The organism is Heyndrickxia sp. FW510-T9 (genome assembly GCF_058781025.1).
Genome location: NZ_JBYSWK010000005.1, coordinates 1 through 26,917, shown reverse-complemented (window position 1 = coordinate 26,917; position 26,917 = coordinate 1). Strand labels below are relative to the sequence as shown.

Genomic DNA, 26,917 nt, shown 5'->3' with positions numbered 1-26,917 from the left:
AACAAGGCACGATTGATTTCGCGCCTTGTTTGTGTGCTACCTATGGTAATATATTTTTATTTTTTTAGATCTATTATTATGCCGCTGTTTTGGCATTTTGAACTAGAAACTCAACAGCTTTACGAATTCTTACATCATTTTTCACTGTATCTAAGCCACCAATTGCATTTTTAATAGCATCAGCAGTCATATTATATGTTTCTGTCATTTTGTTAATTTCTTCTTCTGCTTCTTCGTCAGAAACTTCAATGTTCTCCGCATTCGCAATTGCTTCCAATGTTAGATTAGTTCTTACTCGCTTGCCTGCATCTTCTTTCATTTGAGCACGAAGAGCTTGTTCGTCTTGACCTGAGAATTGGAAATATAAATCAAGATTCATTCCTTGCATTTGTAGACGTTGTCCGAACTCTTGAAGCATACGATCTACTTCTGTGTTAATCATTGCTTCTGGAACATCGATTTCTGCATTTTCTGCAGCTTTTTCAACAACAGCATCTTCTAAAGCATGTTTTGCTTGGTGTTCTTTTTCTTCAACAAGCTTTTTCTTTGTTTTTTCTTTTAGATCAGCTAATGTTTCTACTTCATCGTCTACATCTTTTGCAAATTCATCATCTAAAGCAGGAAGTTCTTTCCCTTTAATTTCATGAACAGTCACTTTGAATGTAGCAGGTTTTCCAGCTAATTCAACTGCATGATATTCTTCTGGGAATGTTACTTCTACTTCTTTTTCAACTCCCGCTTTTGTTCCCACTAATTGCTCTTCGAATCCTGGAATAAAGCTTCCAGTACCAAGCTCTAATGAATAATTTTCAGCCTTTCCACCTTCAAAAGCTTCACCATCTACAAAGCCTTCAAAATCGATGACAACAGTATCGCCGTTTTCTGCTGTTCCATCTTCTTTAATCACTAGTTCTGCTTGACGTTCTTGAAGAGTTTTTAATTCTTTTTCAACATCTTCATCCGTCACTTCAGTGTCTAATTTTTCAACTTCTAAACCTTTATATTCACCAAGCTTAACTTCAGGTTTTACAGTAACAGTTGCTTTAATGATTAATTCTTTTCCTTTTTCCATTTGCTCAATATCAATCTCAGGACGATCTACAGGGAAAATTCCTGTTTCCTCAATTGCATTGGCATATGCATCTGGAAGAATAATATCGATTGCATCTTGGTATAATGATTCTACACCGAAACGTTTTTCAAATAAACTACGTGGCATTTTTCCTTTACGGAATCCAGGAACATTCACTTGTTTTACTACTTTTTTGAATGCCGCATCTAATCCATTATTTACTGTTTCCACATCAACTTCAATAGTAAGAATCACTTGATTCCCTTCTTGTTTTTCCCATTTTACTGACATACCTTTCCCTCCAACAATCTATATTTGATAGTTAAATAATTAGTTTCAATAGATAAGCTACTTACGCAGATTTACCCTATCCATTTTTAAAATAGAAAAAAGAATTATGTTGAATAATACACAATACAACCATTACATTATAACATAGGATTTATGTGTTTCAAGACGGTGCTAAAGATTAGGCAAAGAAATTTCTTCAAGTATACGTAGAAATTCAAGACATTTTCTTAATTCCGACTCTTTTATTTGATAATTTTCACACATATTTTCCTGACTGACTTGTTCCCCGTAAAGCTCCTGTCCCATCGAATGATACGCAGCCATCCATAACATTACATTACTTGGTTCTAACTCAAATGGATATAAGAGAAAAAAATGCTTATCCATAATTATTTTAATTTGTTCATATAGAGATGGGTTTTTCTGTTCAATATTTTTTTGCAATTGATTTCTCAATTCTATATAAAAAGGAGTTTCAAACAACGGCTGAAGTTCAGTAGGGTTAATAGCACTTTTATAATGAAATTTTTCGATAGCTATTTTTTTTTCAAATCCATGTTCCTTAAGAATGTTCAGAACCATGGTTTGAACAAAAGGATGCTGCTCGCGATTACCGAGAAACCTTGTTAATTCTTTTATGTATGGTTGAATGTTTATATTCATTAAACCTGCTATTGCAAGTATTTGTTCATGAATGTTTGTGGATGTTAGGATCTCTTTTGTTTCATGACTAGTTGGATAGTTAATCGTATCGACTCCAAACCTTTTTTCACTAAATTGAAGTAGTTTTTCATAATGATTAAGTTTTTCTAGTGGTATTTCTTTTTCTTCAATAAGGATTTTTATCGTTTCCGCTACTTTTTTATATTCTTTAAGTTGAATTAATACCATTAAATAAATATCAATTGTTTCAAAATAATCCCCGATACCTTTTTTTAGCATATCTTCGCATAATATTCTTGTATCTTCGAAGTTTCCCATTTCAGAAAGGGCAACAAGTAATGCGGTTTCTATATCTGGACTATTTCCTTCCATTTCTCTCGCCTGCAAAAGAAAATTTGCTGCAGTCTCATAATTTTTCATTTCCAACTGTTCTATTCCCATGGAGAGAAGACGTTGTGGCAGACCTGGGAAATAAACGATATTCTCTTTCTTTTTTAGCTTTTTACCTTTTCTCATTTTTGTTACCGCCTTTACCATAATCGGGAATAGTGTAGCATATAAATGAGGGAATTTACAAAAAGGCCTATCATCCAATTTTAATTACAATACGTTGTTGGCCAATCTACACTTCTTTCGCTTCGGAAAAGCTGCCTCAAGCTGATAGACAAACATGTTATTAGGAACAAAAAAAGCCTACCATAAGGTAAGCTTGTATGTATTAGTTTATGGCGTCCCAGGAGGGATTCGAACCCCCGACCCACAGCTTAGAAGGCTGTTGCTCTATCCTGCTGAGCTACTGGGACATTATAATATTTAATTATAAAGTTTGAAATGAAAATTAAGTATATCCCGTCCAGCTCTCAGAAAGATTATTCAAGATGTTGCTCGATCTGTACGCTGAAGTGTTGCTTCGTAGCGTATTCGGTCGTGCTGAGCTACTGGGACATTTTAATTTATGTCATATTCTCTTTAAGACATTTTTTATTATATTTGTATATCATCTGTTTGTCAACAGATTTTAAGAAAAATATTATTAAAACTTTCCTATTGCAGTAAATATTTACTGCAATAGGTTTTTATTATAATACAAATAGATGTCTTAATGGAAGTAGTTCTTGATGATTGTTTGTATAAAATTTAGTTGTTATTTGATGGTCAATTTTTTCAACAATTGCATATGTCTTTTCCTTGCGACCTCGCGGCATAAATATACTACCAGGATTTAAAAATAATGTTCCATCTATCATTTCAGCTCCAAGTGCATGAGAATGACCAAAGAACACAAAATCAGCATCCACTTCTTTCGCTTTATAGGAAAGATTCATTAAGGTCATTTTGACATTATAATGATGTCCATGTGTAACAAAAATGGTATTGCCTTTAATGTTTTCTTTAATATCGAGAGGGAATGTACGATCATAATCACAATTTCCCCTAACACTTAAAAAACCTTGCATTTCATTACTGTCAGCCTGTAATTCTGAATCTCCACAGTGGATCATAGCATCAACTTTATTATGATATTTATTCTTTATCTCACCTAATTCACTTGTTAATCCATGACTATCACTCACCACTAGTAACTTCATTCCCCATCATCCTAATCAATTTAGTATATCTTCAATAATGGCTCTTTTCTTAAACATAGTAAGTTTATAATGATAAATCCCAGAACAGAAATTCTTCATTCTTTTTTGGAATGGATAATAATCTCCTTTAAGAAAAGATGCCCCGAAACTACACCTTATAAAGAAGTTTAAACAATGTGCGAAAAACAACAACTTATGCGAAAACAGTTTCAATCATAGAAATAAGTTTTTGAATCGCTTTAGCACGATGACTAATTTGATTTTTTTCTTCCGACGGTATTTCAGCCATTGTTAAACCCCTATCTTTTATAGAAAATATTGGATCATAGCCAAAACCATTTGTCCCGCGCTTCTCTCTCAATATTTCTCCTTCACAAATGCCAGAAACAGTTCTTGTTATTTCACCAGGAATGGCTAGAGCAATAGCACAATAAAATCTTGCAGTTCGCTTCTCCAGTGGTACTTGCTCCATTTCGGAAAGCACCTTGCGAATATTTGCTTCATCATTCTTGTCGCTACCTGCAAACCTAGCGGAGAAAATACCTGGTCTACCATTTAATGCATCTACGATTAGACCGCTATCATCCGAGATAACCATTGTTTGAAACTGCTTAGCTATTGCTTCCGCTTTTAAAATTGCATTTTCTTCAAACGTTTTTCCTGTCTCTTCAATATCAGAAACATCAGGAAAATCTAACAAAGTTAGTACCTTAATTTCATATGGAGAAAACAGTTTTTCAAATTCTTTCGCTTTTCCTATATTTTTTGTTGCGATAATGACTTGTTTGTTCTCCAGTATACTTTTATTCATTTATATTACCCTCTATTTTGGAAGAAATATCACCGAGTACTTGTTTTTGATAGTCGATTAATTCCTTAATCCCTTTTTGAGCAGTATCTAATAATTGCTGAAGCTCCTCGGCAGAAAATGTGGCCTCTTCTCCAGTACCTTGTAGTTCAACAAATTTTCCATTACCGGTCATAACAACATTCATATCTACTTCTGCAGTACTATCCTCTGCATAGTTCAGGTCTAATGCAACCCCAGTTTCTTTTAGAATTCCTACACTCGTTGCGGCCAAATAATCTGTTATAGGAAATTTTTTAATCGCTTTTCTCTCATACAATTTGTTCAGTGCTGATGTCATAGCGACAAATGCACCTGTAATGGAAGCAGTTCTTGTTCCACCATCGGCTTGAATCACGTCGCAGTCTATCCAGACAGTCCTCTCACCAATTTGCTCCAAATCAACAACAGCCCTTAATGCCCGGCCAATTAAACGTTGAATTTCCATTGTTCTACCTGAAACTTTTCCTTTTGAAGACTCACGAATATTTCTTTGCTCTGTGGCGCGCGGAAGCATAGAATATTCTGCAGTAATCCAGCCTTTTCCACTACCCCTCATAAAAGGAGGAACTCTATCTTCAATACTAGCATTACATATGACTTTCGTATCACCAACTGTAATAAGTACCGAACCTTCAGGATGTATTAAATAATTGCTTTCTATATGTATTGGCCGTAATTGATCTGCATTTCTACCATCTACTCTCAAAAATTTTTACCTCCTTTTGAACTAGCGCTGTTTTCGTATTAATTCTACTTTTGATGAAAAAGCAGCAAGACTTAAGAAAATAGCCTACATGAAAGAAGAGGCGGCATGAGCCGACCTCTAGTTACATTCTTTAGTATATCAAAAAATAGTCATTAAAAACTACCTGTGTTAACTTTTTCAGGTCTTGTTACTGGTTCTTCTAATGACTTTCCTTTCTCATCAATCAGCTTCGTGTTTCCATTCACTTCAATTGATACCTTCTTAATGTCCGGTAACTCTGTTAGTGAAAGTACTAATGGATTTAATACTTCATCAGAGATTATCTTTTGTTCAAAGCTGCTGATAATTTCTTCATTAAAATTAAGAGTTACATTTCCATTCTTCACTGTTGGATCTGACAATAATTTTACGTCAGAATTAAATGCACTAAGAAGATTGGAATTTTGATTTGGGCCATTTGCTAATGCACTTACAACTGCTTTAATATCATTATTTTCCGTATTTCCAATACGTTTCGTCACAGGTACATAATATACTTCTTCAGCATTGTTTTGCGCAGGGTAATAGACCGTTAGTGGATGAGTATTAGTAATATCAACAACTCCAGATGCATCAAGATTAATACCATCTTTCCTAGACAAGCCATTTGGATTAATCGGAGTTCCATTAACAGGCATTTGTGAAAGCTTATAGCCATTCACTTTGATTTCCACTTTTTTCACATTGTTAAATTGTGTAAGTGTCCATGTAATAGACTCAAGAATTTTTTGTTCATCTTCTGCTTTATATTTTTTAAAATCATTTGAAAAATCAGCAGTAGCTGTCCCATCTTTAATCGCGACATCTACTTGTGTATTTGCCGGCAACATTGCTTGAAAACCATTTGGAAGCATTTCTTCAATAGGACCATCTTTCACTAAATATTCAAGAGCTTGTTTCGCAACACTTGTTGTATTTGGCAGTGCCAGTGTTTGCGCAACCACATAGCCATTTTTGTCCATTAAGTATAGCTCCGTCATTACCGAATTCTCGTCTACTTTCGTATTAGTCTTCGTTCCTTCTTGCTTTCCGTAAGAAACCTTTTGTGGCGGATCAATTTGATCTTTTTTTTCGCTGTTAAACAGTCCACATCCTGAAAGATACATGCTTGAAGCAAGTACGGTAACAGCAATGGTATTCTTAACCTTTTTAGACATTTTGTACTCCTCCTAACGACAGTTTGTACTACTATTTATACGAGCTATCCGATTGAATTAGACCCTATAAAATAAAAAAAAGAAACCATCTTATTAAAAAATGGTTTCTCCTAAATAAATCGTTTCTACGTTTTCTATATTTTGTTCTAACCAATCTGAAGCAATTGCAGAAAATAGTTTATTAGAGCCAGTAGTAAAAAATTTATGCTTTGGCGAAGTATCAGCAAGGTTAAAAATATCATGAAAATAAAGAATCGTACTGACCTCTCTTGCTGTTTCTTCCCCGGAGCTAATAATTTGTATATGCTCACCCATTGCTTGCTTTATAAGATCTTCAAGCAGTGGATAATGAGTACAACCTAGAATAAGTATATCAATATCAGACTCGCGAATTGGTTCAAGAGATTCATAGACAATTTTTTCAGCTAATGGTCCATGGTATTCGCCACTCTCCACTAAGGGAACGAATTTAGGACATGCAAGAGATGTGATTTTAACACGTCTATTAATTGATTTTAAGGCTTTTTCATAAGCGCCGCTATTAACGGTCCCAACCGTACCGAGAACACCAATCTTAAAGCTTTTTGTCAACTTTAAGGCAGCTCTCGCACCTGGGTAGATAACACCAAGTACGGGTATTTTAATTACGGATCTAATTTCATCTAGAACGACTGCAGTTGCAGTATTACAAGCAATAACAAGCATTTTAATATTATATCTCATTAAGAAATTAGTCATTTCCCAAGTAAAAGCTTTTACTTCTTCAACAGGTCGTGGACCATAAGGACAACGCGCAGTATCTCCAACATAATAAATAGTTTCATTTGGCAATTGGCGCATAACTTCCTTCACAACGGTCAACCCACCAACCCCTGAATCAATAATTCCTATTGGATGTTTCAAGCATCTCGCCTCATTCTGTCTTCATTTCATGGTGTAGTTTAATTAGATTGTCTTTTAATTTTAAAACTTCATCAGACGAAAAATTTTTTAAAATATCCTGCAAATAAACTTGTCTCTTTTTAATTACTTCATCAATCATTTTATTCCCTTTGTCCAATAAGTGAATTCTTACAACTCGACGATCGTGGGCATCCTTAACACGGACTACTAATTCATTCTTTTCCATACGATCAATTAAATCAGTTGTTGTACTAAATGCCAAATACATTTTATTCGACAATTCACCAATTGTCATATCACCTTCTTCAAATAGCCATTGAAGAGCTACGAATTGTGGTGGAGTAATTGTATAATTACTAAGGAGCTCACGTCCCTTTTGTTTTATAATTGCAGATATATACCGTAGATCTTTCTCTATTCTAGCAACAGTATTTAATTCATGCTGTATTAATTCACTCTCATTAATCATATTTGCAAACCCCCAATTAAAACAAATAAGCATCTACAAACATTGTCACCTTTTTTAATTGAAATTTCAAGAAAGATTTATTTACATACTAGGAAAAACATATGATATCCTACAATTCAATCTTGGGTTAATACAGGATATTGCAGAATTTTTCACATAAACAAAACCGACTGCCATCAGCAGCCGGTTTTGTTTAAAGCTTAAGCTCTCCCATGCGTAGAAGTTCTACCACAGCTTGAGAACGCCCCTTGACCCCAAGCTTTTGCATGGCATTGGAAATATGATTTCGAACTGTTTTTTCACTGATAAACAATTCGCTTGCAATTTCTTTCGTTGTTTTGTCTTGGACTAGCAGTTCGAACACTTCTCTTTCTCTTTTTGTAAGCAGCGGTTTGTGTGTGAATTCGTTGTCCTTCAACTATTGTAACCCTCCTTGCCTTCGCCAGCTTTAAACCGCGGGGATGGGTATTTTGATTGTCAGAATATCATATGTGAAAGAAATAATGAGAGTGACATCTAGAGACAACGAAAAAAAGAAAAAAAAGAAAAATGTGCTATTTTCTTGGTTCAGATTAACTGCTTTTAATTATTTTCCTTCAACAACTTACACTTTTCTTCCTCTTCCCATGGTACACCCTTTCCTGTTATAGTAGACATTTGTACCATTGCCCCTCTTCCAACAAGACATACCTCCGCTTTTTGGTTAATCGCTAGATAATGAAGATCAACGGAAGAGTTTCCGACTTGATTAGCTTTTACAAAAAGATGAAGGGTATCTCCAAAAAATATTGGTTTTATATAATCGCATTGCAAATCAGCTACAACTGGAATAGCATCTTTTTTATTCGTTACCCATTCTTCCATGAAGCCTTTATGATTTAAGAATTCAATTCTTGCTTCTTCAAAATATGTAAAAGCAACGGTATTGTTAAGATGACCAAACATGTCCGTTTCAGAAAACCTAACCTTAATGGGATGAAAAAAGGAAAATTCATCTTTCCAAACTGAAAGCTCCTCTATATAAGATATTTTTTCCACTGGTATTCTCTCCTTTCTCCAGAAATGAATGAATGTTCATTCTTTTCTTTTTATTATATCTTGCTTAGCAATCATAAAAAAGGGGAGATTCTATAATCTAATAAAGTAATTCCCAAAATAAAAAAAGATCTTCAGTTTAAAACTGAAGATCTTTTTATACTCTAGGAAATAATAAAATTTCACATTGTGGATAACATTTTATATTAGTTATCTGCGTCTAGCTACTGCGCCTATCGGCTAGCGAATTTCTCCGTCTCCTCCCTACGATAAGTCAACATCAGTTCGTGGACTACCTCACTGTGTTTCCTTTATCTCAGTCGAAGACTACGAAATTCGTACGCCGATAAACAAGGCGCTTCCACATTTGTTATTAATCAACCATGTTATCGCTTCCGAAGAAGTTTTTAAACATTTGAAATGATGTAGAGCGGTTTAAGGAAGCAATCGAAGTTGTTAAAGGAATACCTTTGGGACAAGACTGTACACAGTTTTGCGAGTTACCGCAATTAGCAAGTCCTCCATCTCCCATGATAGCTTCAAGACGCTCATCTTTATTCATTGCACCTGTTGGATGGCTGTTGAATAAACGTACTTGTGATAATGGAGCGGGTCCAATAAAATTCGATTTGCTATTTACATTTGGACATGCTTCAAGACAAACACCGCAAGTCATACATTTAGAAAGTTCATATGCCCATTGGCGTTTTTTCTCAGGCATACGAGGACCTTCCCCAAGATCATATGTGCCGTCAATTGGAATCCATGCTTTCACTTTTTTAAGTGAATCAAACATACGACTGCGGTCAACTTGCAAATCCCTTACAACTGGGAATGTACGCATTGGCGCTAATCTAATTGGTTGTTCCAATTTATCAACGAGTGCTGAACAAGATTGTCTTGGCTTTCCGTTGATTACCATTGAACAAGCCCCACATACTTCTTCCAAACAGTTCATATCCCAAGTAACTGGAGTTGTTTTTTCACCATTAGCATTAACAGGATTTCGGCGAATTTCCATTAATGATGAAATTACGTTCATATTTGGACGATACGGGAGTTCAAATGTCTCCTCATAAGGCGCTGAATTCGGATTATCTTGGCGTGTAATGATAAAACGTACCGTTTTTTGTTCACTCATCCTTATTTCTCCTCTTTCTTTTAAGTATTATCGCGTACAACGAGGCTGTATAAGGGATACATCAATATCCGCAAAGTTATCTATCAAATATTAATGTTTTTTTGTATAGTCACGTTCGCGAGGTTTAATTAAAGATACATCAACTTCTTCATAGCTAAATTTAGGTGTGTTGTTAGCAGCATCATAATCAGCTAAAGTTGTTTTCAAGAACTCTTCATCATTACGTTTAGGGAAATCTGGTTTGTAATGAGCTCCACGGCTTTCATTACGATTTAATGCACCAATTGTAATAACGCGTGCAAGCTGTAACATATTTTGTAATTGACGAGTAAACGCCGCAGCTTGATTACTCCATTTCGCTGTATCGTTTACATTGATATTTTTATAACGTTCCATCAATTCAAGAATTTTATTATCTGTTTTTTGAAGTCTATCGTTATAACGGACTACGGTAACATTATCTGTCATCCATTCGCCTAGTTCCTTATGAAGTACATAAGCATTTTCCGTACCATTTAGAGATAGAATGTTATTCCATTTTTCTTCTTCTGTTTTAACTGCATTATCAAAAATAGTAGAGGATAAACCGTCTGTACTATTTTCTAATCCTTCAATATAGTTAACCGCTTCTGGTCCCGCAACCATTCCACCATAAATTGCAGATAATAATGAGTTTGCACCTAAGCGATTCCCACCATGTTGAGAGAAGTCACATTCTCCACAAGCAAATAAACCTTCGATGTTTGTATGTTGCTTATAATCAACCCATAAGCCACCCATTGAATAGTGAACAGCTGGGAATATCTTCATAGGAACTTTATGTGGATCTTCTCCAACGAATTTTTCATAAATTTCAATGATTCCACCAAGCTTCACGTCAAGTTCATGTGGATCTTTATGTGAAAGGTCAAGGTAAACCATATTTTCACCATTGATTCCAAGTTTTTGATCAACACATACATTAAATATCTCACGTGTTGCAATATCTCGAGGAACTAGGTTTCCATATGCAGGATATTTCTCTTCTAAAAAATACCAAGGCTTACCATCTTTATATGTCCAAATTCGTCCACCTTCACCACGAGCAGATTCACTCATAAGGCGAAGCTTGTCATCCCCTGGGATAGCTGTAGGATGAATTTGAATGAATTCACCATTTGCATAAGTAGCACCTTGTTGGTAAACAATAGATGCTGCTGATCCTGTATTAATAATAGAGTTAGTAGATTTACCAAAAATAATACCAGGTCCACCAGAAGCCATAATAACTGCATCTGCTTCAAATGCTTTTATCTCCATTGAAGTCAGGTTTTGAGCTACTATTCCACGGCAAACTCCGTCATCATCTTTTACTATTCCTAAAAACTCCCAGCCTTCATACTTATTCACAAGTCCGGCAACTTCATGACGGCGTACTTGTTCATCAAGTGCATACAATAGCTGTTGACCTGTAGTAGCACCTGCAAACGCAGTACGGTGATGTTGTGTACCACCAAAACGTCTAAAATCTAATAATCCTTCTGGAGTACGGTTAAACATAACTCCCATGCGGTCAAATAAATGGATAATTCCTGGTGCCGCATCACACATTGCTTTTACAGGAGGTTGGTTTGCTAAAAAGTCTCCTCCATAAACCGTGTCATCAAAATGGATCCAAGGTGAATCTCCTTCACCTTTTGTATTTACCGCACCATTTATTCCACCTTGTGCACACACAGAGTGAGAACGTTTAACTGGTACTAAAGAAAATAAATCTGCTTTTTTTCCTGCTTCTGCTATTTTAACTGTTGCCATCAAGCCGGCTAACCCACCACCGACTACGATGATTTTTCCCTTACTCATCGTGACTCACTCCTTTTTAAAACTAAAAAACCGATATAAGGCCTTTTACTTTGAACCTATGTCATCATCAAAGGTGTTAGAGATCGGGCCTAAAGAACACTGATGAATGTTTCCGATAAAAATAAGAAAGTAAAAGACTTTCTTTCCTTTTTCCTTATGCAAACCATCCTGGATAAGCAAAAGCGAATAGTGCGCGTAAACCGATAATAGACAAGATTACAAACACTACTATCATCACATAAGATGATATTTGTTGTGAACGTGGTGATTGTGTAATGCCCCAGCTTACTAAGAATGACCATAATCCATTAGAGAAATGGAAAATAGTAGCGATTACTCCAATTATGTACCAAATGAACATGGCTGGATTAGATAGAATACTTTGCATCATATTGAAATCCAGTGATTCCTGGCCAAGTGCCACTTTAATTCTAGTTTCATATACATGCCATACAAGAAAAATAAAGACAATGACACCTGATACACGTTGCAATAAAAACATCCAGTTTCGGAAAAATCCTAGTCTGCCTACATTATTTTGTGCTGTAAATGCAATATAAAATCCGTAAATTGCATGAAACAGCAGTGGTAAATAAATAAGAAAAATTTCAAGGAAAATGAGAAATGGCAGACTTTCCATAAATGAAACTGCATGGTTAAAAGATGCTGCGCCATGTGTTGCAAAATGGTTCACTACTAAATGCACGACTAAGAAAGCACCAATAGGAATAACCCCTAGCAATGAATGTATTCTGCGATTTATAAATTCACGATTTCCGGCCACAATTTACCCCCCTTAGAATTTAACATGCATAGCAAAATCTTCTAATAATTTTTGTACTATCATTTCCCTTACTATGCATCAAGTTTTATGCTTTTATGTGACATAACCATTTTACTCCCGCTTAGTTTAAGCGTCAAGGAAACGAATACAGAAATTAGTCGAATACTGTTTTCGTATAACGGATTGTTTTTCACAAATTGTTTTAATTCTTAAGTTTAACTTAAGAACAGCTATCTATTCTTAAAAAGGCTAGTAATATTTATGGCTATTAAAGAAAACATTATAATCTTCTCTTACAAAAACAGTAAAGTTTAAGAAAAGAGCCTTGTCGTATAATGCCAATACTGTTTATCCTTCTCTCACATATACTTTTAAGAATAAATTTTTAAAAAGAATTATAAAATGTAATTTTTGGCTACGATTTTGTAAAAATTTTTTATCAAACTGATTGCTTTTTTTGTATATAATAACCTTATAAGAGGCGGTTTTCACATTAATTGTGGCTTTTCGTCATTATTTATAAATGCTAATATAGATTGGTGTCGGGGCATCTTTTCTTATGGAATTTTCCATTCTTAACTTAAATAGGGTTGTAACCAAAACCTTTCGTATACAAATACACCCAAGTTTAAGAAAAGAGCCTTATAGAAAGAGGGGAATAAATTGAGATCAACATTATCATTAGAGCAAGAAAATAAAGAAAATACAGAACAGTTATCACTCCCTGCCTTTGGCTATGAATTAATTAGAGAAATATTACTACCTGAATTGCTTGGCAAGGAAACACCGGAAATTTTATATTGGGCAGGCAAGCATCTTGCGCGGAAGTTTCCGTTACTATCTTTAGATGAGGTTATTACTTTTTTCGAGGAAGCTGGTTGGGGCAACTTAAAGATTATGAAAGAAGATAAGCATGGCATGGAATTTGAGTTAACAAGCCCACTTATTTCGCGACACTTAAAATTAAAAACAGATGGGTGCTATAAGCTTGAAGCTGGTTTTTTAGCAGAACAGATTCAAACTCAAAAAAAAGTAAGAACAGAAGCATATGAAGAAGTTATGAAGAAAACTCAATCGATTCGACTGACTCTTCGCTGGGATCGGAAGGATACATTCATTTAACGGTTGATCTCATTACGACAAAAAAAGCCTGAAAAAATCAGGCTTTTTTTTGTCGCGAGTATTAATTCACCTTTTGTTCTACGGCATCTAGACCAAATGCTGAATGAAGAATCTGTGCAGCATTTACCATTTGGGATACTTCTAAGACGGTTGAAACCTTAATCTCTGATGTACTGACCATTTTAATTTGTATTTCATTTTCCATTAGACTTTCAAACATTTTTGCTGCAACACCAGGGTTTGATATCATTCCAGAGCCAATAATAGATACCTTCGCTAAACCAGACTCATATTCGAAATGATCAAAACAAAGTTCTTTTTGTTTTGCCTCTAATAATTGAATGGTATCCCGTAAATCCCCGTGCTTAATGGTAAAAGAAAGATATGGATTCTCTCCAACCGTCTGGTTTTGAATAATAATATCTACATTTATATTTTCGGCAGCCAATGTAGTAAAAATGCCAGATAGATTTGTTAATTTATTTTTCAAACCAAAAACAGTGATCCTTGTTATTTCATCCTCAAATGCAACTCCACGAACAATTAAACTTTTCTCCACTTGAACTTCCTCCTCAATAACGGTTCCTTCTTCTATCACCATACTTGAACATACTTCTAACGGTACATGATAATTTTTTGCAAACTCAACTGCTCGAGAATGAAGCACACCAGCTCCAAGATTTGCTAATTCCAACATTTCATCGTATGAAACAGCATTCAACTTTCTTGCTGATGGGATATAGCGGGGATCAGACGTGTATACCCCCGTTACATCTGTGTAAATCATGCATTTATCCGCACGAAGCGCTGCAGCAAGTGCTACCGCTGATGTATCAGAACCGCCTCTGCCCAGAGTCGTGATTTCATCATTGTCTGCAATACCTTGGAAACCTGCTACAATGACAATACGATTAGCTTGCAAATGCGATTGAATTTTTGTTTGATCAATGTTTAATATTCTTGCATTATTATGAACATTTTCCGTTAATATTCCAGCTTGCCAGCCTGTTAAAGAAACAGCATCAAAGCCAGCTTCAACTAATGCGATTGACAATAAAGAAATGGTCACTTGTTCACCAGTTGATAAAAGCATATCCATTTCACGCTTACTTGGATATGGAGAAAGCTCCTTTGCCAATGTTACAAGCTGATCCGTTGTTTTCCCCATTGCTGACACAACGACAACAACGTCATTTCCTTTCTTCTTCTCTGCGATGACTCTCGTTACAGTATTACGAATTCTCTCGATTGTCCCAACGGATGTCCCACCAAACTTCTGTACAACTAAACCCACCATTTTCGCCTGCTTTCGTAGTATAATCAATTTATTTGGTGTTTACGAAAGGCTCTTTCTTAAACTTCGCTGCTTTTGTATAAGAAAACTCTAGGTAACAACATTATCTTGGTTAAAAATGTATAAATTATAAAACGAAAAAATGCCCCGAAGCTACTCTAGGTTAGTATTCATAACGATTTACGAAAAACAACAATTTATACGAAAAAAGCCTTACTAAAACATGCATTCCTAAAGAGCTAAAAAGAGCAATGAGAATTATATCTCATTGCTCTAGTGAATACGTAAAATAATAACTAATACGAAAATCACAAACACGAGATAGCTCTCCAAGATGTTCTGTAACACCTTGACAATCCTACACTTATTCAATGCAGAACCAGCGGAAATTGAAAATGAGCCAATTTCCACTTCGGCAAAACTTCCTTTCATCGCTTTTCATCGAAACTCACTTTTCTCAAAGCTCTTACTGATAAGTTTTGCACCTCTATCACTTATAATATTACTGTGATAAATAATTTAATTTCTATATATTATACCTTAAAAAAAATTTTTTGACTATGCTAACTTTCCAGTCTCTCCGCCAAAATTTCTGCTACATTCTGAGGAATTCCAATCTCTACAAATTCTTCAAATGTAGCTTCTTTCATTTTTTTCAGCGACCCAAAATGTCTAAGTAGTTGTTTTTTTCGTTTTTCCCCAATTCCAGGAATATCGTCGAGTATTGATTGAAATGCTGACTTTCCTCTAAGCTGACGATGAAATGTAATTGCAAATCGATGGACCTCGTCTTGAATTCTTTGCAATAAGTAAAATTCTTGGCTATTTCTTCCTAATGGCACGATTTCTAAAGGGTTTCCGTATAACAACTGAGAGGTTTTATGCTTTTCATCTTTCGCAAGTCCTGCGACAGGAATATCTAATCCGAGTTCATTCTCTAATATATCTTTTGCCGTATCAATTTGCCCTTTTCCACCATCTATAATAATTAAATCGGCCATCGGTAAGCCTTCCTTTAAAACCCTGCTGTATCTTCTTCTTATTACTTCACGCATGGACTCGTAATCATCCGGTCCTTTTACCGTTTTTATTTTGTATTTTCGATATTCCTTTTTTTCAGGCTTCCCATCAATAAAAACTATCATTGCAGATACAGGATCAGTTCCTTGAATATTTGAATTATCAAATGCTTCTATTCGATGAGGTGTGTATATCCCCATTTTGTCTCCGAGTAATTCGACCGCTTTTATCGTTCTTTCTTCGTCTTTCTCAATTAAGGCAAATTTCTCTTTGAGGGCAATAGTTGCGTTTTTTTCTGCTAGCTTTACTAAATCTTTTTTCGCACCAATTTTTGGCTGAACAATTTTTACTTCTAATAATTGCTCAGCCATTTCCATGTCAACTTCTTTTGGAATAAGAATTTCTTTAGGTTTGAAATGATTAGGTAGGAGGTAAAATTGACCGATAAACGTCAGAAATTCCTCTTCAGGCTCATTATAAATCGGAAACAGTGACACATCTCTTTCAATCAGTTTCCCTTGGCGGATGAAAAATACTTGTACACACATCCAACCTTTGTCTACTGCATATCCAAACACATCTCGGTCCGTGAAATCGTTCATTGTCATTTTCTGCTTTTCCATAGTTGTTTCAATATGAGTTATTTGGTCACGGTACTCCATCGCTCTTTCGAATTCTAAATTTTCAGCGGCTTGCTCCATTTTTTTTGTTAAATCCATTTTTATTTCTCGATAACCGCCATTTAAGAATCTAGTAATATCATCAATCATATTTCGATACGTATCCTCTTTCACTTCATTAACACATGGGGCCAAACACTGGCCTAAATGGTAGTATAAGCAAACACGATCCGGAAGAGTGGAGCATTTTCGTAATGGGTAGATTCTATCTAATAGTTTTTTTGTTTCGTTAGCTGCCTGTACATTCGGATATGGGCCAAAATATTTACCCTTATCTTTCTTGACTTTCCTTGTGGTAATCAAACGCGGGTGTCGTTCATTCGTTAGTTTAATGTATGGATAGCTTTTATCGTCTTTTAACATGACATTATATTTCGGATCATGTTTTTTGATTAAATTCATTTCAAGAATTAAAGCTTCTATGTTCGAAGAGGTTACGATATATTCGAAATCCTCAATTTCACTTACAAGTCTTTGCGTTTTTCCATCATGTGTACCAGTAAAATAGGACCTAACTCGATTTTTTAAAATCTTTGCTTTCCCTACATAAATGATGGTGCCTTGTCGATCTTTCATTAAATAACAACCTGGCTGATCAGGCAGGAGGGCAAGTTTATTTTTAATGATTTCGTTCATGTCTTTCACCTTTCAAAAAATCCGAGTCGTAAGACTCGGATTTCGTTTTCACTTTAAATTATAAAATTCACACTGTGGATAACCTTTTATAAAAGTTGTCTACGTCTAGCTACAGGTGAAATTTGTACTTCAATTTCAATAGCGCCTATCGGCTAGCGGATTTCTCAGTCGCAGACTACGAAATCCGCTAGCCGATGAGCAAGACGCTTTCGCATTTGTTCTTTATGCGTGATTATTAATAAACTCTACTAATGCTTCTTTTGGTTGATAACCGATAACTTTACCCACTTCTTTTCCGTCTTTCAATAAAATAAGAGTCGGGATGCTCATTACACCAAATTTGCTTGCTGTTTCTTGGTTTTCATCAACATCTAATTTAGTAATTTTCACTTTATCACCAAGTTCTGCATCTACTTCCTCAAGAACTGGAGCAATCATTTTACAAGGTCCACACCATGTAGCCCAAAAATCTACTAAAACTAAACCTTGGCCTGTTTCGGCAGCAAAGTTTCCATCTGTAACATGAGTTATTGCCATTTTCACTTGCCTCCTAATTTTTAACGTTAATGAAAGTATATCATCCTAATGAAAATGTTGCTAATGAAATGATTCAATATTACATTTCCCTTCGATATCTTCATTATTCACCAGCCATAATAGTAATCCAAACCTACATATTTTTCAAACGAAGTGAATTTAATACAACAGAGACGGAGCTAAATGCCATAGCCGCACTTGCAAACCAAGGGGGCAATATCCCTATCATCGCCAAAGGTATGCAGATGAAATTATAAATGAATGCCCAAGTAAAATTTTGCTTTATATTGACCATTGTTTTCCTACTAATCAAAATTGCATCAGCTAGTCTATTTAAATCACCATTCATAATAGTTACATCACCGGCCTCAATAGCTATATCCGTCCCAGTCCCAAGAGCTACCCCAACATCAGCCATTGATAGTGCTGGAGCATCATTAATTCCATCTCCAACCATCATTATTTTATTTCCAGCTTTTTGAGAAGTTTTAATCCATTCTGCCTTTCTTTGTGGCGAAACTTCTGCTTCAAAATAATTAATTCCTGTTTTTTTGGCAATGCTTTTAGTCGTACTTGGATTATCACCGGATAGCATAACAACCTTCAAACCCATTCTCTTTAAACGTGTAATTGCCTGTTTTGCTGATTTTTTCATTTCATCTCTTACTGCAATAATCCCATGAATTCTATTATCTATAGAAACAAGCATGACGGTCTTACCCTCTTGCTCAAATTTTTCAACCTGTTTGTGAACTTGTAAATGGTCCATCCTTTGTTGGTTTTTAAAAAACCTTGCGCTTGCAATTACAACTTTTTTATCATTCACAGTTCCTTGAACTCCGTATCCAACTAGTACTTCCGTATTTGTTGCTATAGGAATATCTGTGACTTTTCTTTTGATTTCCTCCACAATTGAACTGCCAATAGGATGGTTAGCCCCATTTTCGATTGAACCGACAAGCTGCAGAAATAAATGTTGATCCATATTCCGAATTAATATTTCTGTAACTTGCGGCCGTCCTTTTGTGATAGTTCCCGTTTTATCGAGTACTACAATATTATTTTTACTGATTAACTCAATCATTCGGCCTTCTTTAATAAGGATACCTTGCTTTGCGGCTTGACCACTTCCAACCATAATCGACATAGGGGTAGCTAAACCTAATGCACATGGGCAAGAAATAATCAAAACAGCGATCATATTCACGGTAGCTTCATTCATAACACCTGGAGCTAAAATATAGTACCAAATAAGAAATGTCATGATTCCAAGAATAAAAACGATTGGAACAAATATCGAGGTAAATCGGTCTGCTATGTTTTGAATAGGTGGCTTGGATAATTGCGCTTCTTCAACGATATGAATGATTTTTGATAAAAGTGTCTCGGTATGATCTTTTGTTGCTTTTAATTGAATAACACTATTTAGATTAATGGTGCCTGCATATACTAGATCTCCCTTTTTTTTCTCAACTGGAATGCTTTCACCTGATAGCATAGATTCATTTATCGTGGTAAATCCACTAATAACTTGTCCGTCAATAGGGATTCTTTCTCCTGGCTTAGCTAAAATAATGTCCCCAGGAATAATGTCTTTAATCGATTTATTTACCTCATTACCATTTTCAAGGATTGTAGCTGAATTCACTTTTAATTTATGTAAAGAATGAATGGCATCCAAAGTTTTTCTTTTTGTTTTAGCCTCCATTAGTTTTCCAACTAAGACAAAAGTAATGATTAACACACTGGTTTCAAAGTGTAAATGAATGGGATTACCAACATGGTCCATATGTAATGATCGAACAGTAAGATAATGAGAATAAAAATAGGCAGACGTTGTACTAATTACGACAAGCACATCCATCGTTGCTCCTCGATTTTTAATCGAATTCCAAGCCCCTTTGTAAAATGGATAAGCTATAATAAATTGGACAGGTGTTGCTATTAAAAGTTGAAACCAAGGATTTAAAAAAATTCTCGGCAAATAGAAATTAAACCAATCCGCCTGAACAAACATCGTCAGCACTAATGGAATTGCAAACAATATAGAAAATATCACTTTCAAAGTTAACGAAGCAATTTCTGCATCTTTTTTCTCCTCTTCCTTGTAATCTTTATGATTTAACAAGCTTGGAGAATATCCTAATTTATTTATCCTTTCCAGTATTTTTAATTTATTAGTATAGTCGGAATCATAGACAATTCTTCCTTTTTCGGTAGCTAAATTTACGTTTACATCAAAAATTCCTTCCATTTTCAATACAGATTTTTCAATTCTCCCGGAGCATGCACTACAATACATTCCTTTAATGTCAAGATGGAGAGTTTCTATCAAATGTAATCACCAGCTTCTAATTGTCCATTATTATTAAGTATATTAAGTGATTTTCCAACTAGAACTATTGTATAAATTCATTAGAACATTTACCGTTCCTTTACTGATGTATTTTTGAACACCTTCTCTAAACTAAAATTGAATGAAATACTTAACTTATGCATCAAAAACATGATTACTCCTGCAAATTGTTGATCATATTTTGTGTTAAATGGGAATGGCAGCAAGTGGTTTAAATATGCTGGAGGTATGCAAAGGGCTGTCATATGGGAAAAAAGTGGAGAGTTATTTGGATCAAATGGAAGAATGATTAGTAATAAGCATGCTGGAGTAATAATCATTGCAGTTAATCTTGCATAATTCTTTTTATCCATAAATCGGTTTTCGATATTACCATTACGTATACAAATCGGAAGCCACATAATCATGGATAAAATAAACATAATCCATAAATATGCTTCGTGATAATCAGAGTTTTCCATAATCCGAATTGCTGTTATCGGTAAGTGGTATAGAAACAATGCTATACCAAAGAGAAACAGAGCAAAAATGGTGATCATCCTAACAATTTGGAGATTCCTTTTATTAAGATATTTTAATTGCAAAATGGATGGTGGAAGACCTAGCAAAAGTGAAGGTGGAATAAAAAAATAAATTATGCTCATTTGTAACATATGTGTACTGAAAGATAAATGGGTTATTACGTTAAGTGGACTTCCTCTTAGCAGATATAGGAAACATAAAGCACCTAAGAAAAGAATTGGTTGAATTTTATGATCATATCTTTTTAGTCTACCTTTCCTAGGCAAATACAAGTATGCTAATGCTATAAATAATAGAATAACAAATAGCGATACATTCCATGTATATTGATCTTTTAAAATGGAAAAAAGCATATCTGCACCACCATCCTAAGGTATGTATCCATATAATAAATGCTTTTTTCTTAAACAATATTCTGTTAAAAAGAAAAAGTGCAAAGAATATTGCTATTCTTTGCACTTTTTTTCAAATATTCGTATTATGATTGTGCTACTTTCAGCTTTTTGAATTCTTCGGTCAGCATTGGAACTACTTCGAATAAGTCACCAACGATACCGTAGTCTGCCACTTTAAAGATATTCGCTTCCGGGTCTTTATTAATAGCAACGATTACCTTTGAATTGCTCATCCCAGCTAAATGCTGAATGGCACCTGAAATTCCACAAGCAATATAAAGATCTGGAGTAACTACTTTACCTGTTTGACCAATTTGCAAGGAATAATCGCAATAGTCAGCATCACAAGCTCCACGTGAAGCTCCTACTGCACCGCCAAGTACATTTGCAAGCTCTTTCAACGGTTCGAAGCCTTCAGTGCTTTTCACACCGCGGCCACCAGCAATGACTACTTTTGCTTCCGATAGATCCACGCCTTCACTTGCCTTGCGAACAACTTCTTTAATGATCGTACGAAGGTCCTTAATGTCGACAGAAATAGAGGTTACATCACCTGTTTTCCCTTCATCCTTCTGTAACGCGTTAACATTATTTGGACGAACAGATGCAAAAATAATTCCGTCTGTTACAATCTTCTTCTCAAAAGCCTTACCAGAGTAAATCGGACGAGTAAATACTAGATTCCCCCCTGCTACCTCAACACTAATAGCATCTGAGATAAGACCAGTATTTAACTTACTCGCAATTTTTGGTGATAAGTCTTTTCCAAGAGCAGTATGACCGAATACGATCCCATCAGGACTTTCGCTGTCTACAACTGCCATGAAGGCTTGGGAATAACCATCAGATGAATATTGTTTTAATTTTACATCCTCTACTACTACTACTCTATCGGCACCATATTGAATTAATTCATTCGCCAAACTTGATACTGATTCCCCGATTAATACACCAACAACTTCTCCACTTTCAGCAACCGTTTTTCCAGCTGCAATAGCTTCGAATGAAACATTTCGAAGTGAACCGTCACGAACCTCACCTAGTACTAGAACTTTTCTTGCCATTAGAAATTACCTCCCTGTATGTTCAGAAATATACCGTTTTGTATAATAGGTTGTTGACTCTTTTAAAATCAAACTACTTTTGCTTCCTTGTGCAGAAGCTCAACTAATTCTTTTACTTGTTCACCTAATTCGCCTTCGAGAATTTTCCCTGCTTCTTTTTTAGGCGGTAAATAAACTTCAATTGTTTTTGTCATTGCTTGCACTTCATCTTCATCTAAATCTAAATCATCTAGTTCTAGCTCTTCTAACGGCTTTTTCTTAGCTTTCATAATTCCTGGTAAGGATGGATAACGCGGCTCATTCAAGCCTTGTTGTGCCGTAACTAACAACGGTAAGGATGTTTCAATGACTTCAGAGTCCCCTTCCACATCACGGACTACCGTTACTTTGTCGCCTTCGATAGTCAATTTTGTAATTGTAGTTACATATGGAATATTTAATAGGTCTGCAACCCTTGGTCCAACCTGACCTGAGCTATTATCAATTGCCACATTACCACCAATAATCAAATCTGCTTCTTTATCCTTCAAATATTCAGCTAAGATCTTTGCAGTCGTAAATTGATCAGCGAAATCTAAGTCATCCTCAGTATTAATAAGAACAGCTTTATCAGCACCCATTGCTAATGCAGTTCGAAGTTGCTTTTCTGTTTCTTCATTTCCTACAGAAATAACAGTTACTTCGCCACCATGCTCATCGCGAACTTGGATCGCTTCTTCGACAGCATATTCATCGTATGGATTAATGATAAATTCAGCGCCGTCTTCATTGATTTGCCCATTTGCAAGTGATATTTTTTCCTCTGTATCGAATGTTCTTTTCAATAATACAAAAATATTCATGCTAAACCCTCCTAGATTTTATAAACATTTTGTGAGTTTCAAAGATTAAGATAATTTTTGATAAAAAAAGTATAAGCGCCTTGCTCACCCGCTAGTCGATAGGAGCTGGACAAAGTTTAAATTCATTAAATTTCTTCGTTCTATTCTCCTTTAAAGTTCGGCTCACGCTTCTCAATGAATGCTGCAATTCCCTCTTGCCCATCCATCGATTTGAAAACTTTCCCAAAAAGTTCCGACTCGCGAGCAACACCTTTATAAAAGTTTTCCGATTTTCCATAGTTTAATAGTTCAATTGCGGCTCCAATCGATACAGGGCTTTTCCCCGCAATTTTTAATGCCATTTCTTTTGCCTTTGGCATTAATTCTTCTTCAGAATATGCATGATTAGCAAGACCCCATTCTACTGCCTCTAATCCAGAAATTGGTTCACTCGTAAATAACATCTCCATAGCTTTTGGCATACCTACATAGCGTGGTAAGCGCTGAGTACCGGCAAACCCGGGAACTAAACCTAATTGGAGTTCCGGTAAACCAAGTTTGGCTGTTTCTGTTACAAGTCTAATATGACATGACATTGCTAACTCTAATCCGCCACCTAGTGCGGCACCATGGATAGCAGCAATGACCGGCTTTCGAAATTTTTCAATTCTTTCAAACAAATCTTGTCCTTTTTTAGCTAGCTTACCGAATTCCTCTTCTGTTTCAATAGTGGTAAATTCTTTAATATCTGCCCCAGCTGAGAAAAAGCGTCCTTCTCCATGAAGTAAAACCACTCTTATATCATTACTTGCTTCTACCTCATCAAATACTAATGAAAGCTCTTCCAAAAGTCCAGATGCAAGTGCATTTGCAGGTGGCCTATGGATGGTGACAAAAGCTATATGATTCTCTTTCGTTACTGTCAAAAATTCCATTCCCGCTCTCCTCCCTCATTCTTTGATGATCCTTTCAGCAGGGAAAATCCCCTATTAAAATTAAGCCATATTCTTGTGCATTTTGTCCACTACATCTGTTAAAAATGGCATTTTCTTATAATTTAATGATATAAACACACTCATTTATGTTTTGAAAAAATTTTTTATGAATAATAATGTCCGTAAATAAAAGAAGCTAAGATAAAATTAAACGGAAGCGGCAGCTTTAATAAATAATCGGTGAACATCTGGTGCCAGTGCCACTAAATCATATTTTTCTTCATTCATTACCCAGGTAGTCACAATTTCATCGATGGTACCAAAAATCATTTGTCTGAATACTCTTGTATCTAATTTTGAATCAAATTCACCTGTTTCCTTGCCGAATTGGAGAATTTCATCAACTAATTGTAAATAACCTTTAAGTACATCATTAATTTTCAAACGTAATTCTTTATTAGATTGACGCAACTCTAACTGTGTCACAACAGCCATCTGATGGTCTTCTGATAAGATTTGAAAATGACTTTCTATCATTACGAATAACTTCTCAGCAGCAGTTTCTTTTCCTGTAATTCCTTTTCGAATTTTTTCAATAAAGGAACCCATTTTCTCTTGAAACAATGAAATCAATATATCTTCTTTATTTTTAAAGTAAAGATAAATTGTACCGTCAGCAACTCCAGCTTCCTTGGCGATTTTGGAGACCTGTGCATGATGGTAACCATTTTCTGCAATTACAATAACTGCAGCATCTATTATTTGTTTGTATTTTGGTTTATTACTTTTCAAACGTATATGCTCCTCCATTCTTTAAGTGAGAGGTTATGGTTGATTTAGAAGATATTAATTAATAGGTTCTTTTCATTCAGTTATGACTAGGATATAATATTATTAAATATTCGGAAAAATATGAATGAATATTCATTCATATTTTTATATTAATTTCAAATCGTCACAATGTCAAGAATATTTAGTGCAAAAATGAAGAGCCTTTTGGGGCTCTGAATTAACCTCTACCCTATTTTATCTTGTTCTTGTTGCTTCTTTCTTTCTTCCTCGATTAATGTTCTTCGTAATATTTTCCCAACAGCTGTTTTAGGTAGATCCTTTCGAAATTCGTATATTCTTGGGATTTTATATGCCGCTAAATATTTTCTTGTAAATGTATTTAGCTCATCCTCTGTAACGACTGCATTTTCCTTTAACACAATATATGCCTTGACGGTTTCTCCTCGATAAAGGTCAGGAACACCTGCTACAACAACCTCTTGTATATCCGGATGCTCATACAACACTTCTTCCACTTCCCGAGGGTAAATATTATATCCACCTGCAATTATCATATCTTTTTTACGATCTACCACATAAAAATATCCCTCTTCATCCATATAACCAAGATCCCCAGTAAATAACCAACCATCTTTCAAGACTTGCTCTGTTTCTTCCGGCCTCCTCCAATACCCCTTCATTACCTGTGGCCCTTTTACTGCTAATTCTCCAATCACACCAGGTTCTACTATTTCTCCTGTTTCTAATGAAAAGATGGCCGAATCCGTGTCTGGCCACGGGACACCGATACTTCCCTTTACTCTTTTGTCCCAAACAAAATTAGCATGAGTGACAGGAGAAGATTCTGTTAATCCATATCCTTCGACAAGCTTTCCACCCGTTACTTTTTCAAATCTTTGCTGAACATCTACAGGTAATGGAGCGGAACCACTAATACATGAATCAATCGAAGATAAATTGTATTGTTGAATATCAGGATGATTTAATAGACCGATATAAATAGTTGGTGCGCCAGGAAATAGAGTTGGGCGCTGTTTTTGAATGGTTTTTAAAGTTGTTTCCGCATCGAATTTAGGCAAGAGCACCATTTTATAGCCTTGCATTACAGATAGAATAAGGACTGCTGTCATTCCATAAACATGGAAAAATGGCAATAAGCCCAAAACCACTTCCTCGCCTTTTTTCGCCTTGTAAAGCCAGGCATCGCACATTGTCGCATTTGCAACTAAATTTTTATGTGTAAGCATAACCCCTTTTGGAAATCCGGTTGTGCCTCCAGTATATTGTAATAAAGCAAGATCATTTTCAAAATCAAATTCTTCATCTATTGGTGGAGGTTCAACAACTGTTTCAGCCAAAATTTTTCTGAGTAAATGATGATTTCCATTATGTTCAACCTTTACGACGATACCTGTTTGCTTCTTTTGAATAAATGGATAGACCATATTTTTCGGAAATGGCAAATAATCCTTGACAGCGGTTATAATAATGTCATGCAAATTTGTCTTACCTGCTACCTTTGTTACTCTTGGAAAAAGGATGTCCAGTGTAATAATTACTTTTGCTTCGGAATCCTCCATTTGATAAGCTAGTTCTCTCTCTGTATAAAGCGGATTAGTTTGCACAACAATCCCCCCTGCATACAGTATCCCATAATAACTGATGACAGATTGAGGACCATTAGGGAGCATAATAGCAACTTTATCACCTTTTTTTATGCCAATTTTTCTAAGATACGCTGCTAATTTTAAAGATGATTCATATACCTCTTTATATGTTAGTTCCTTTCCCATAAAATGGATAGCGGTTTTTTCTGCATATTTTCGTGCTGCTTCTGTTAAATAGGCATGTACGGGTTTTTCTTCTAGTTGTAACGTCTTCGGAATTTCCTCAGGATAATGAGACAACCATGGTTTATTTTCCATTTAACCCCTCCTACAAACAAACTAAACGTCTGAAAATTTACACTACTCTTATTATTATAATCTATTGTATATAGTTTGTAAAAATGAAAAATGAACATTCGTTCATTTTTATATAGAAAAAAGGATTGCCGAAGCAATCCTTTACTAAAGGCTCTTTTCTTATATATTGTTGCTTTTATATACGAAATTCTAAGTAAAACAACGTTATTTGGGTTAAAAATCAATAAACTTGGTAAGAAAAGATGCCCCGAAACCAAGCCTACTTAGGATTTATAAC

24 protein-coding genes, 1 tRNA gene and 1 riboswitch are annotated in these 26,917 nt (G+C 35.3%); of the genes, 1 reads left to right on the top strand and 24 read right to left on the bottom strand.

Features of this window, described 5'->3' with window-relative positions; genetic code table 11:
* Positions 1-76: 76 nt before the first annotated feature.
* The 14 genes from tig to AC3WJF_RS04000 all read right to left on the bottom strand — a co-directional run bounded on the left by tig (position 77) and on the right by AC3WJF_RS04000 (position 12,541).
* Positions 77-1,363, bottom strand: coding sequence for a trigger factor (gene tig, locus AC3WJF_RS04065; RefSeq protein ID WP_492449835.1), 1,287 nt, complete (start codon positions 1,361-1,363; stop codon positions 77-79).
* Between the two features lie 171 nt (positions 1,364-1,534).
* Positions 1,535-2,542 carry a tetratricopeptide repeat protein gene (locus tag AC3WJF_RS04060; RefSeq protein ID WP_492449834.1) on the bottom strand — a complete coding sequence of 336 codons (1,008 nt, stop codon included), beginning with the start codon at positions 2,540-2,542 and terminating at the stop codon, positions 1,535-1,537.
* Between the two features lie 210 nt (positions 2,543-2,752).
* A tRNA-Arg gene (locus AC3WJF_RS04055) sits at positions 2,753-2,829 on the bottom strand.
* Between the two features lie 276 nt (positions 2,830-3,105).
* A complete protein-coding gene (locus tag AC3WJF_RS04050) occupies positions 3,106-3,615 on the bottom strand; it encodes a metallophosphoesterase (protein WP_492449833.1) in 510 nt (169 codons plus the stop codon).
* A 193-nt stretch (positions 3,616-3,808) separates the two neighbouring features.
* The gene (locus AC3WJF_RS04045; protein WP_492449832.1) at positions 3,809-4,426 is read right to left on the bottom strand and encodes an XTP/dITP diphosphatase; all 618 of its coding nucleotides are present in this window, start codon (positions 4,424-4,426) and stop codon (positions 3,809-3,811) included.
* Entirely contained in the window at positions 4,419-5,171 is a 753-nt protein-coding gene (rph, locus tag AC3WJF_RS04040) for a ribonuclease PH (protein WP_492449831.1), read from the bottom strand. The genes AC3WJF_RS04045 and rph overlap by 8 nt, the downstream gene beginning before the upstream one ends.
* 152 nt (positions 5,172-5,323) lie before the next feature.
* Complete coding sequence (locus tag AC3WJF_RS04035; RefSeq protein WP_492449830.1) at positions 5,324-6,367, bottom strand: GerMN domain-containing protein; 1,044 nt, start codon at positions 6,365-6,367, stop codon at positions 5,324-5,326.
* Positions 6,368-6,460: 93 nt separating this feature from the next.
* Positions 6,461-7,270, bottom strand: coding sequence for a glutamate racemase (gene racE, locus AC3WJF_RS04030; protein ID WP_492449829.1), 810 nt, complete (start codon positions 7,268-7,270; stop codon positions 6,461-6,463).
* Positions 7,271-7,280: 10 nt separating this feature from the next.
* Positions 7,281-7,739: a MarR family winged helix-turn-helix transcriptional regulator gene (locus tag AC3WJF_RS04025; RefSeq protein ID WP_492449828.1), complete on the bottom strand. Its 459-nt coding sequence runs from the start codon at positions 7,737-7,739 to the stop codon at positions 7,281-7,283.
* A gap of 193 nt (positions 7,740-7,932) precedes the next feature.
* Positions 7,933-8,157, bottom strand: a complete 225-nt coding sequence (locus AC3WJF_RS04020; protein ID WP_055739090.1) for a helix-turn-helix domain-containing protein — start codon at positions 8,155-8,157, stop codon at positions 7,933-7,935.
* Positions 8,158-8,321: 164 nt separating this feature from the next.
* Positions 8,322-8,777 (bottom strand): acyl-CoA thioesterase, encoded by a 456-nt coding sequence (locus AC3WJF_RS04015; RefSeq protein WP_492449826.1) that lies wholly within the window; start codon positions 8,775-8,777, stop codon positions 8,322-8,324.
* A 370-nt stretch (positions 8,778-9,147) separates the two neighbouring features.
* Entirely contained in the window at positions 9,148-9,915 is a 768-nt protein-coding gene (gene sdhB / locus AC3WJF_RS04010) for a succinate dehydrogenase iron-sulfur subunit (RefSeq protein ID WP_492449824.1), read from the bottom strand.
* 90 nt (positions 9,916-10,005) lie between these two features.
* Positions 10,006-11,757 (bottom strand): succinate dehydrogenase flavoprotein subunit, encoded by a 1,752-nt coding sequence (gene sdhA, locus AC3WJF_RS04005; protein ID WP_492449823.1) that lies wholly within the window; start codon positions 11,755-11,757, stop codon positions 10,006-10,008.
* 154 nt (positions 11,758-11,911) lie between these two features.
* Complete coding sequence (locus AC3WJF_RS04000; RefSeq protein WP_492449822.1) at positions 11,912-12,541, bottom strand: succinate dehydrogenase cytochrome b558 subunit; 630 nt, start codon at positions 12,539-12,541, stop codon at positions 11,912-11,914.
* Positions 12,542-13,204: 663 nt separating this feature from the next.
* Between AC3WJF_RS04000 and AC3WJF_RS03995 the strand changes: the two genes are divergently transcribed.
* The gene (locus tag AC3WJF_RS03995) at positions 13,205-13,663 is read left to right on the top strand and encodes a YslB family protein (RefSeq protein ID WP_492449820.1); all 459 of its coding nucleotides are present in this window, start codon (positions 13,205-13,207) and stop codon (positions 13,661-13,663) included.
* Between the two features lie 61 nt (positions 13,664-13,724).
* Here the strand turns inward: AC3WJF_RS03995 and AC3WJF_RS03990 are convergent, their stop codons facing one another.
* From AC3WJF_RS03990 to AC3WJF_RS03945, 10 genes are all read right to left on the bottom strand, one after another.
* Positions 13,725-14,957 (bottom strand): aspartate kinase, encoded by a 1,233-nt coding sequence (locus AC3WJF_RS03990; protein ID WP_492449950.1) that lies wholly within the window; start codon positions 14,955-14,957, stop codon positions 13,725-13,727.
* Positions 14,958-15,271: 314 nt separating this feature from the next.
* A riboswitch (Lysine riboswitch) is annotated at positions 15,272-15,455 on the bottom strand.
* A gap of 65 nt (positions 15,456-15,520) precedes the next feature.
* The gene (gene uvrC, locus AC3WJF_RS03985; protein WP_492449819.1) at positions 15,521-17,293 is read right to left on the bottom strand and encodes an excinuclease ABC subunit UvrC; all 1,773 of its coding nucleotides are present in this window, start codon (positions 17,291-17,293) and stop codon (positions 15,521-15,523) included.
* 222 nt (positions 17,294-17,515) lie between these two features.
* Positions 17,516-17,830, bottom strand: coding sequence for a thioredoxin (gene trxA, locus AC3WJF_RS03980; RefSeq protein ID WP_492449818.1), 315 nt, complete (start codon positions 17,828-17,830; stop codon positions 17,516-17,518).
* A gap of 133 nt (positions 17,831-17,963) precedes the next feature.
* Positions 17,964-20,165, bottom strand: coding sequence for a heavy metal translocating P-type ATPase (locus AC3WJF_RS03975; protein ID WP_492449817.1), 2,202 nt, complete (start codon positions 20,163-20,165; stop codon positions 17,964-17,966).
* An 89-nt stretch (positions 20,166-20,254) separates the two neighbouring features.
* Positions 20,255-21,061: a cytochrome c oxidase assembly protein gene (locus AC3WJF_RS03970; RefSeq protein ID WP_492449816.1), complete on the bottom strand. Its 807-nt coding sequence runs from the start codon at positions 21,059-21,061 to the stop codon at positions 20,255-20,257.
* A gap of 125 nt (positions 21,062-21,186) precedes the next feature.
* Positions 21,187-22,167 carry an electron transfer flavoprotein subunit alpha/FixB family protein gene (locus tag AC3WJF_RS03965; RefSeq protein WP_492449815.1) on the bottom strand — a complete coding sequence of 327 codons (981 nt, stop codon included), beginning with the start codon at positions 22,165-22,167 and terminating at the stop codon, positions 21,187-21,189.
* A 68-nt stretch (positions 22,168-22,235) separates the two neighbouring features.
* Complete coding sequence (locus tag AC3WJF_RS03960) at positions 22,236-23,009, bottom strand: electron transfer flavoprotein subunit beta/FixA family protein (RefSeq protein WP_492449814.1); 774 nt, start codon at positions 23,007-23,009, stop codon at positions 22,236-22,238.
* 140 nt (positions 23,010-23,149) lie between these two features.
* Positions 23,150-23,923 (bottom strand): enoyl-CoA hydratase, encoded by a 774-nt coding sequence (locus AC3WJF_RS03955; RefSeq protein WP_492449812.1) that lies wholly within the window; start codon positions 23,921-23,923, stop codon positions 23,150-23,152.
* Positions 23,924-24,130: 207 nt separating this feature from the next.
* Positions 24,131-24,715, bottom strand: coding sequence for a fatty acid metabolism transcriptional regulator FadR (gene fadR / locus AC3WJF_RS03950; RefSeq protein ID WP_492449811.1), 585 nt, complete (start codon positions 24,713-24,715; stop codon positions 24,131-24,133).
* A 224-nt stretch (positions 24,716-24,939) separates the two neighbouring features.
* The gene (locus tag AC3WJF_RS03945) at positions 24,940-26,640 is read right to left on the bottom strand and encodes an AMP-binding protein (protein ID WP_492449810.1); all 1,701 of its coding nucleotides are present in this window, start codon (positions 26,638-26,640) and stop codon (positions 24,940-24,942) included.
* Positions 26,641-26,917 lie beyond the last annotated feature (277 nt).

Bases quoted from the DNA above. Each gene is read 5' to 3' on its own strand.
- tig (WP_492449835.1), bottom strand. From the start codon at position 1,363: ATGTCAGTAAAATGGGAAAAACAAGAAGGGAATCAAGTGATTCTTACT.
- AC3WJF_RS04060 (WP_492449834.1), bottom strand. From the start codon at position 2,542: ATGAGAAAAGGTAAAAAGCTAAAAAAGAAAGAGAATATCGTTTATTTC.
- AC3WJF_RS04050 (WP_492449833.1), bottom strand. From the start codon at position 3,615: ATGAAGTTACTAGTGGTGAGTGATAGTCATGGATTAACAAGTGAATTA.
- AC3WJF_RS04045 (WP_492449832.1), bottom strand. From the start codon at position 4,426: ATGAATAAAAGTATACTGGAGAACAAACAAGTCATTATCGCAACAAAA.
- AC3WJF_RS04035 (WP_492449830.1), bottom strand. From the start codon at position 6,367: ATGTCTAAAAAGGTTAAGAATACCATTGCTGTTACCGTACTTGCTTCA.
- AC3WJF_RS04025 (WP_492449828.1), bottom strand. From the start codon at position 7,739: ATGATTAATGAGAGTGAATTAATACAGCATGAATTAAATACTGTTGCT.
- sdhB (WP_492449824.1), bottom strand. From the start codon at position 9,915: ATGAGTGAACAAAAAACGGTACGTTTTATCATTACACGCCAAGATAAT.
- sdhA (WP_492449823.1), bottom strand. From the start codon at position 11,757: ATGAGTAAGGGAAAAATCATCGTAGTCGGTGGTGGGTTAGCCGGCTTG.
- uvrC (WP_492449819.1), bottom strand. From the start codon at position 17,293: ATGAACGAAATCATTAAAAATAAACTTGCCCTCCTGCCTGATCAGCCA.
- trxA (WP_492449818.1), bottom strand. From the start codon at position 17,830: ATGGCAATAACTCATGTTACAGATGGAAACTTTGCTGCCGAAACAGGC.
- AC3WJF_RS03970 (WP_492449816.1), bottom strand. From the start codon at position 21,061: ATGCTTTTTTCCATTTTAAAAGATCAATATACATGGAATGTATCGCTA.
- AC3WJF_RS03965 (WP_492449815.1), bottom strand. From the start codon at position 22,167: ATGGCAAGAAAAGTTCTAGTACTAGGTGAGGTTCGTGACGGTTCACTT.
- AC3WJF_RS03960 (WP_492449814.1), bottom strand. From the start codon at position 23,009: ATGAATATTTTTGTATTATTGAAAAGAACATTCGATACAGAGGAAAAA.
- AC3WJF_RS03955 (WP_492449812.1), bottom strand. From the start codon at position 23,923: ATGGAATTTTTGACAGTAACGAAAGAGAATCATATAGCTTTTGTCACC.
- AC3WJF_RS03945 (WP_492449810.1), bottom strand. From the start codon at position 26,640: ATGGAAAATAAACCATGGTTGTCTCATTATCCTGAGGAAATTCCGAAG.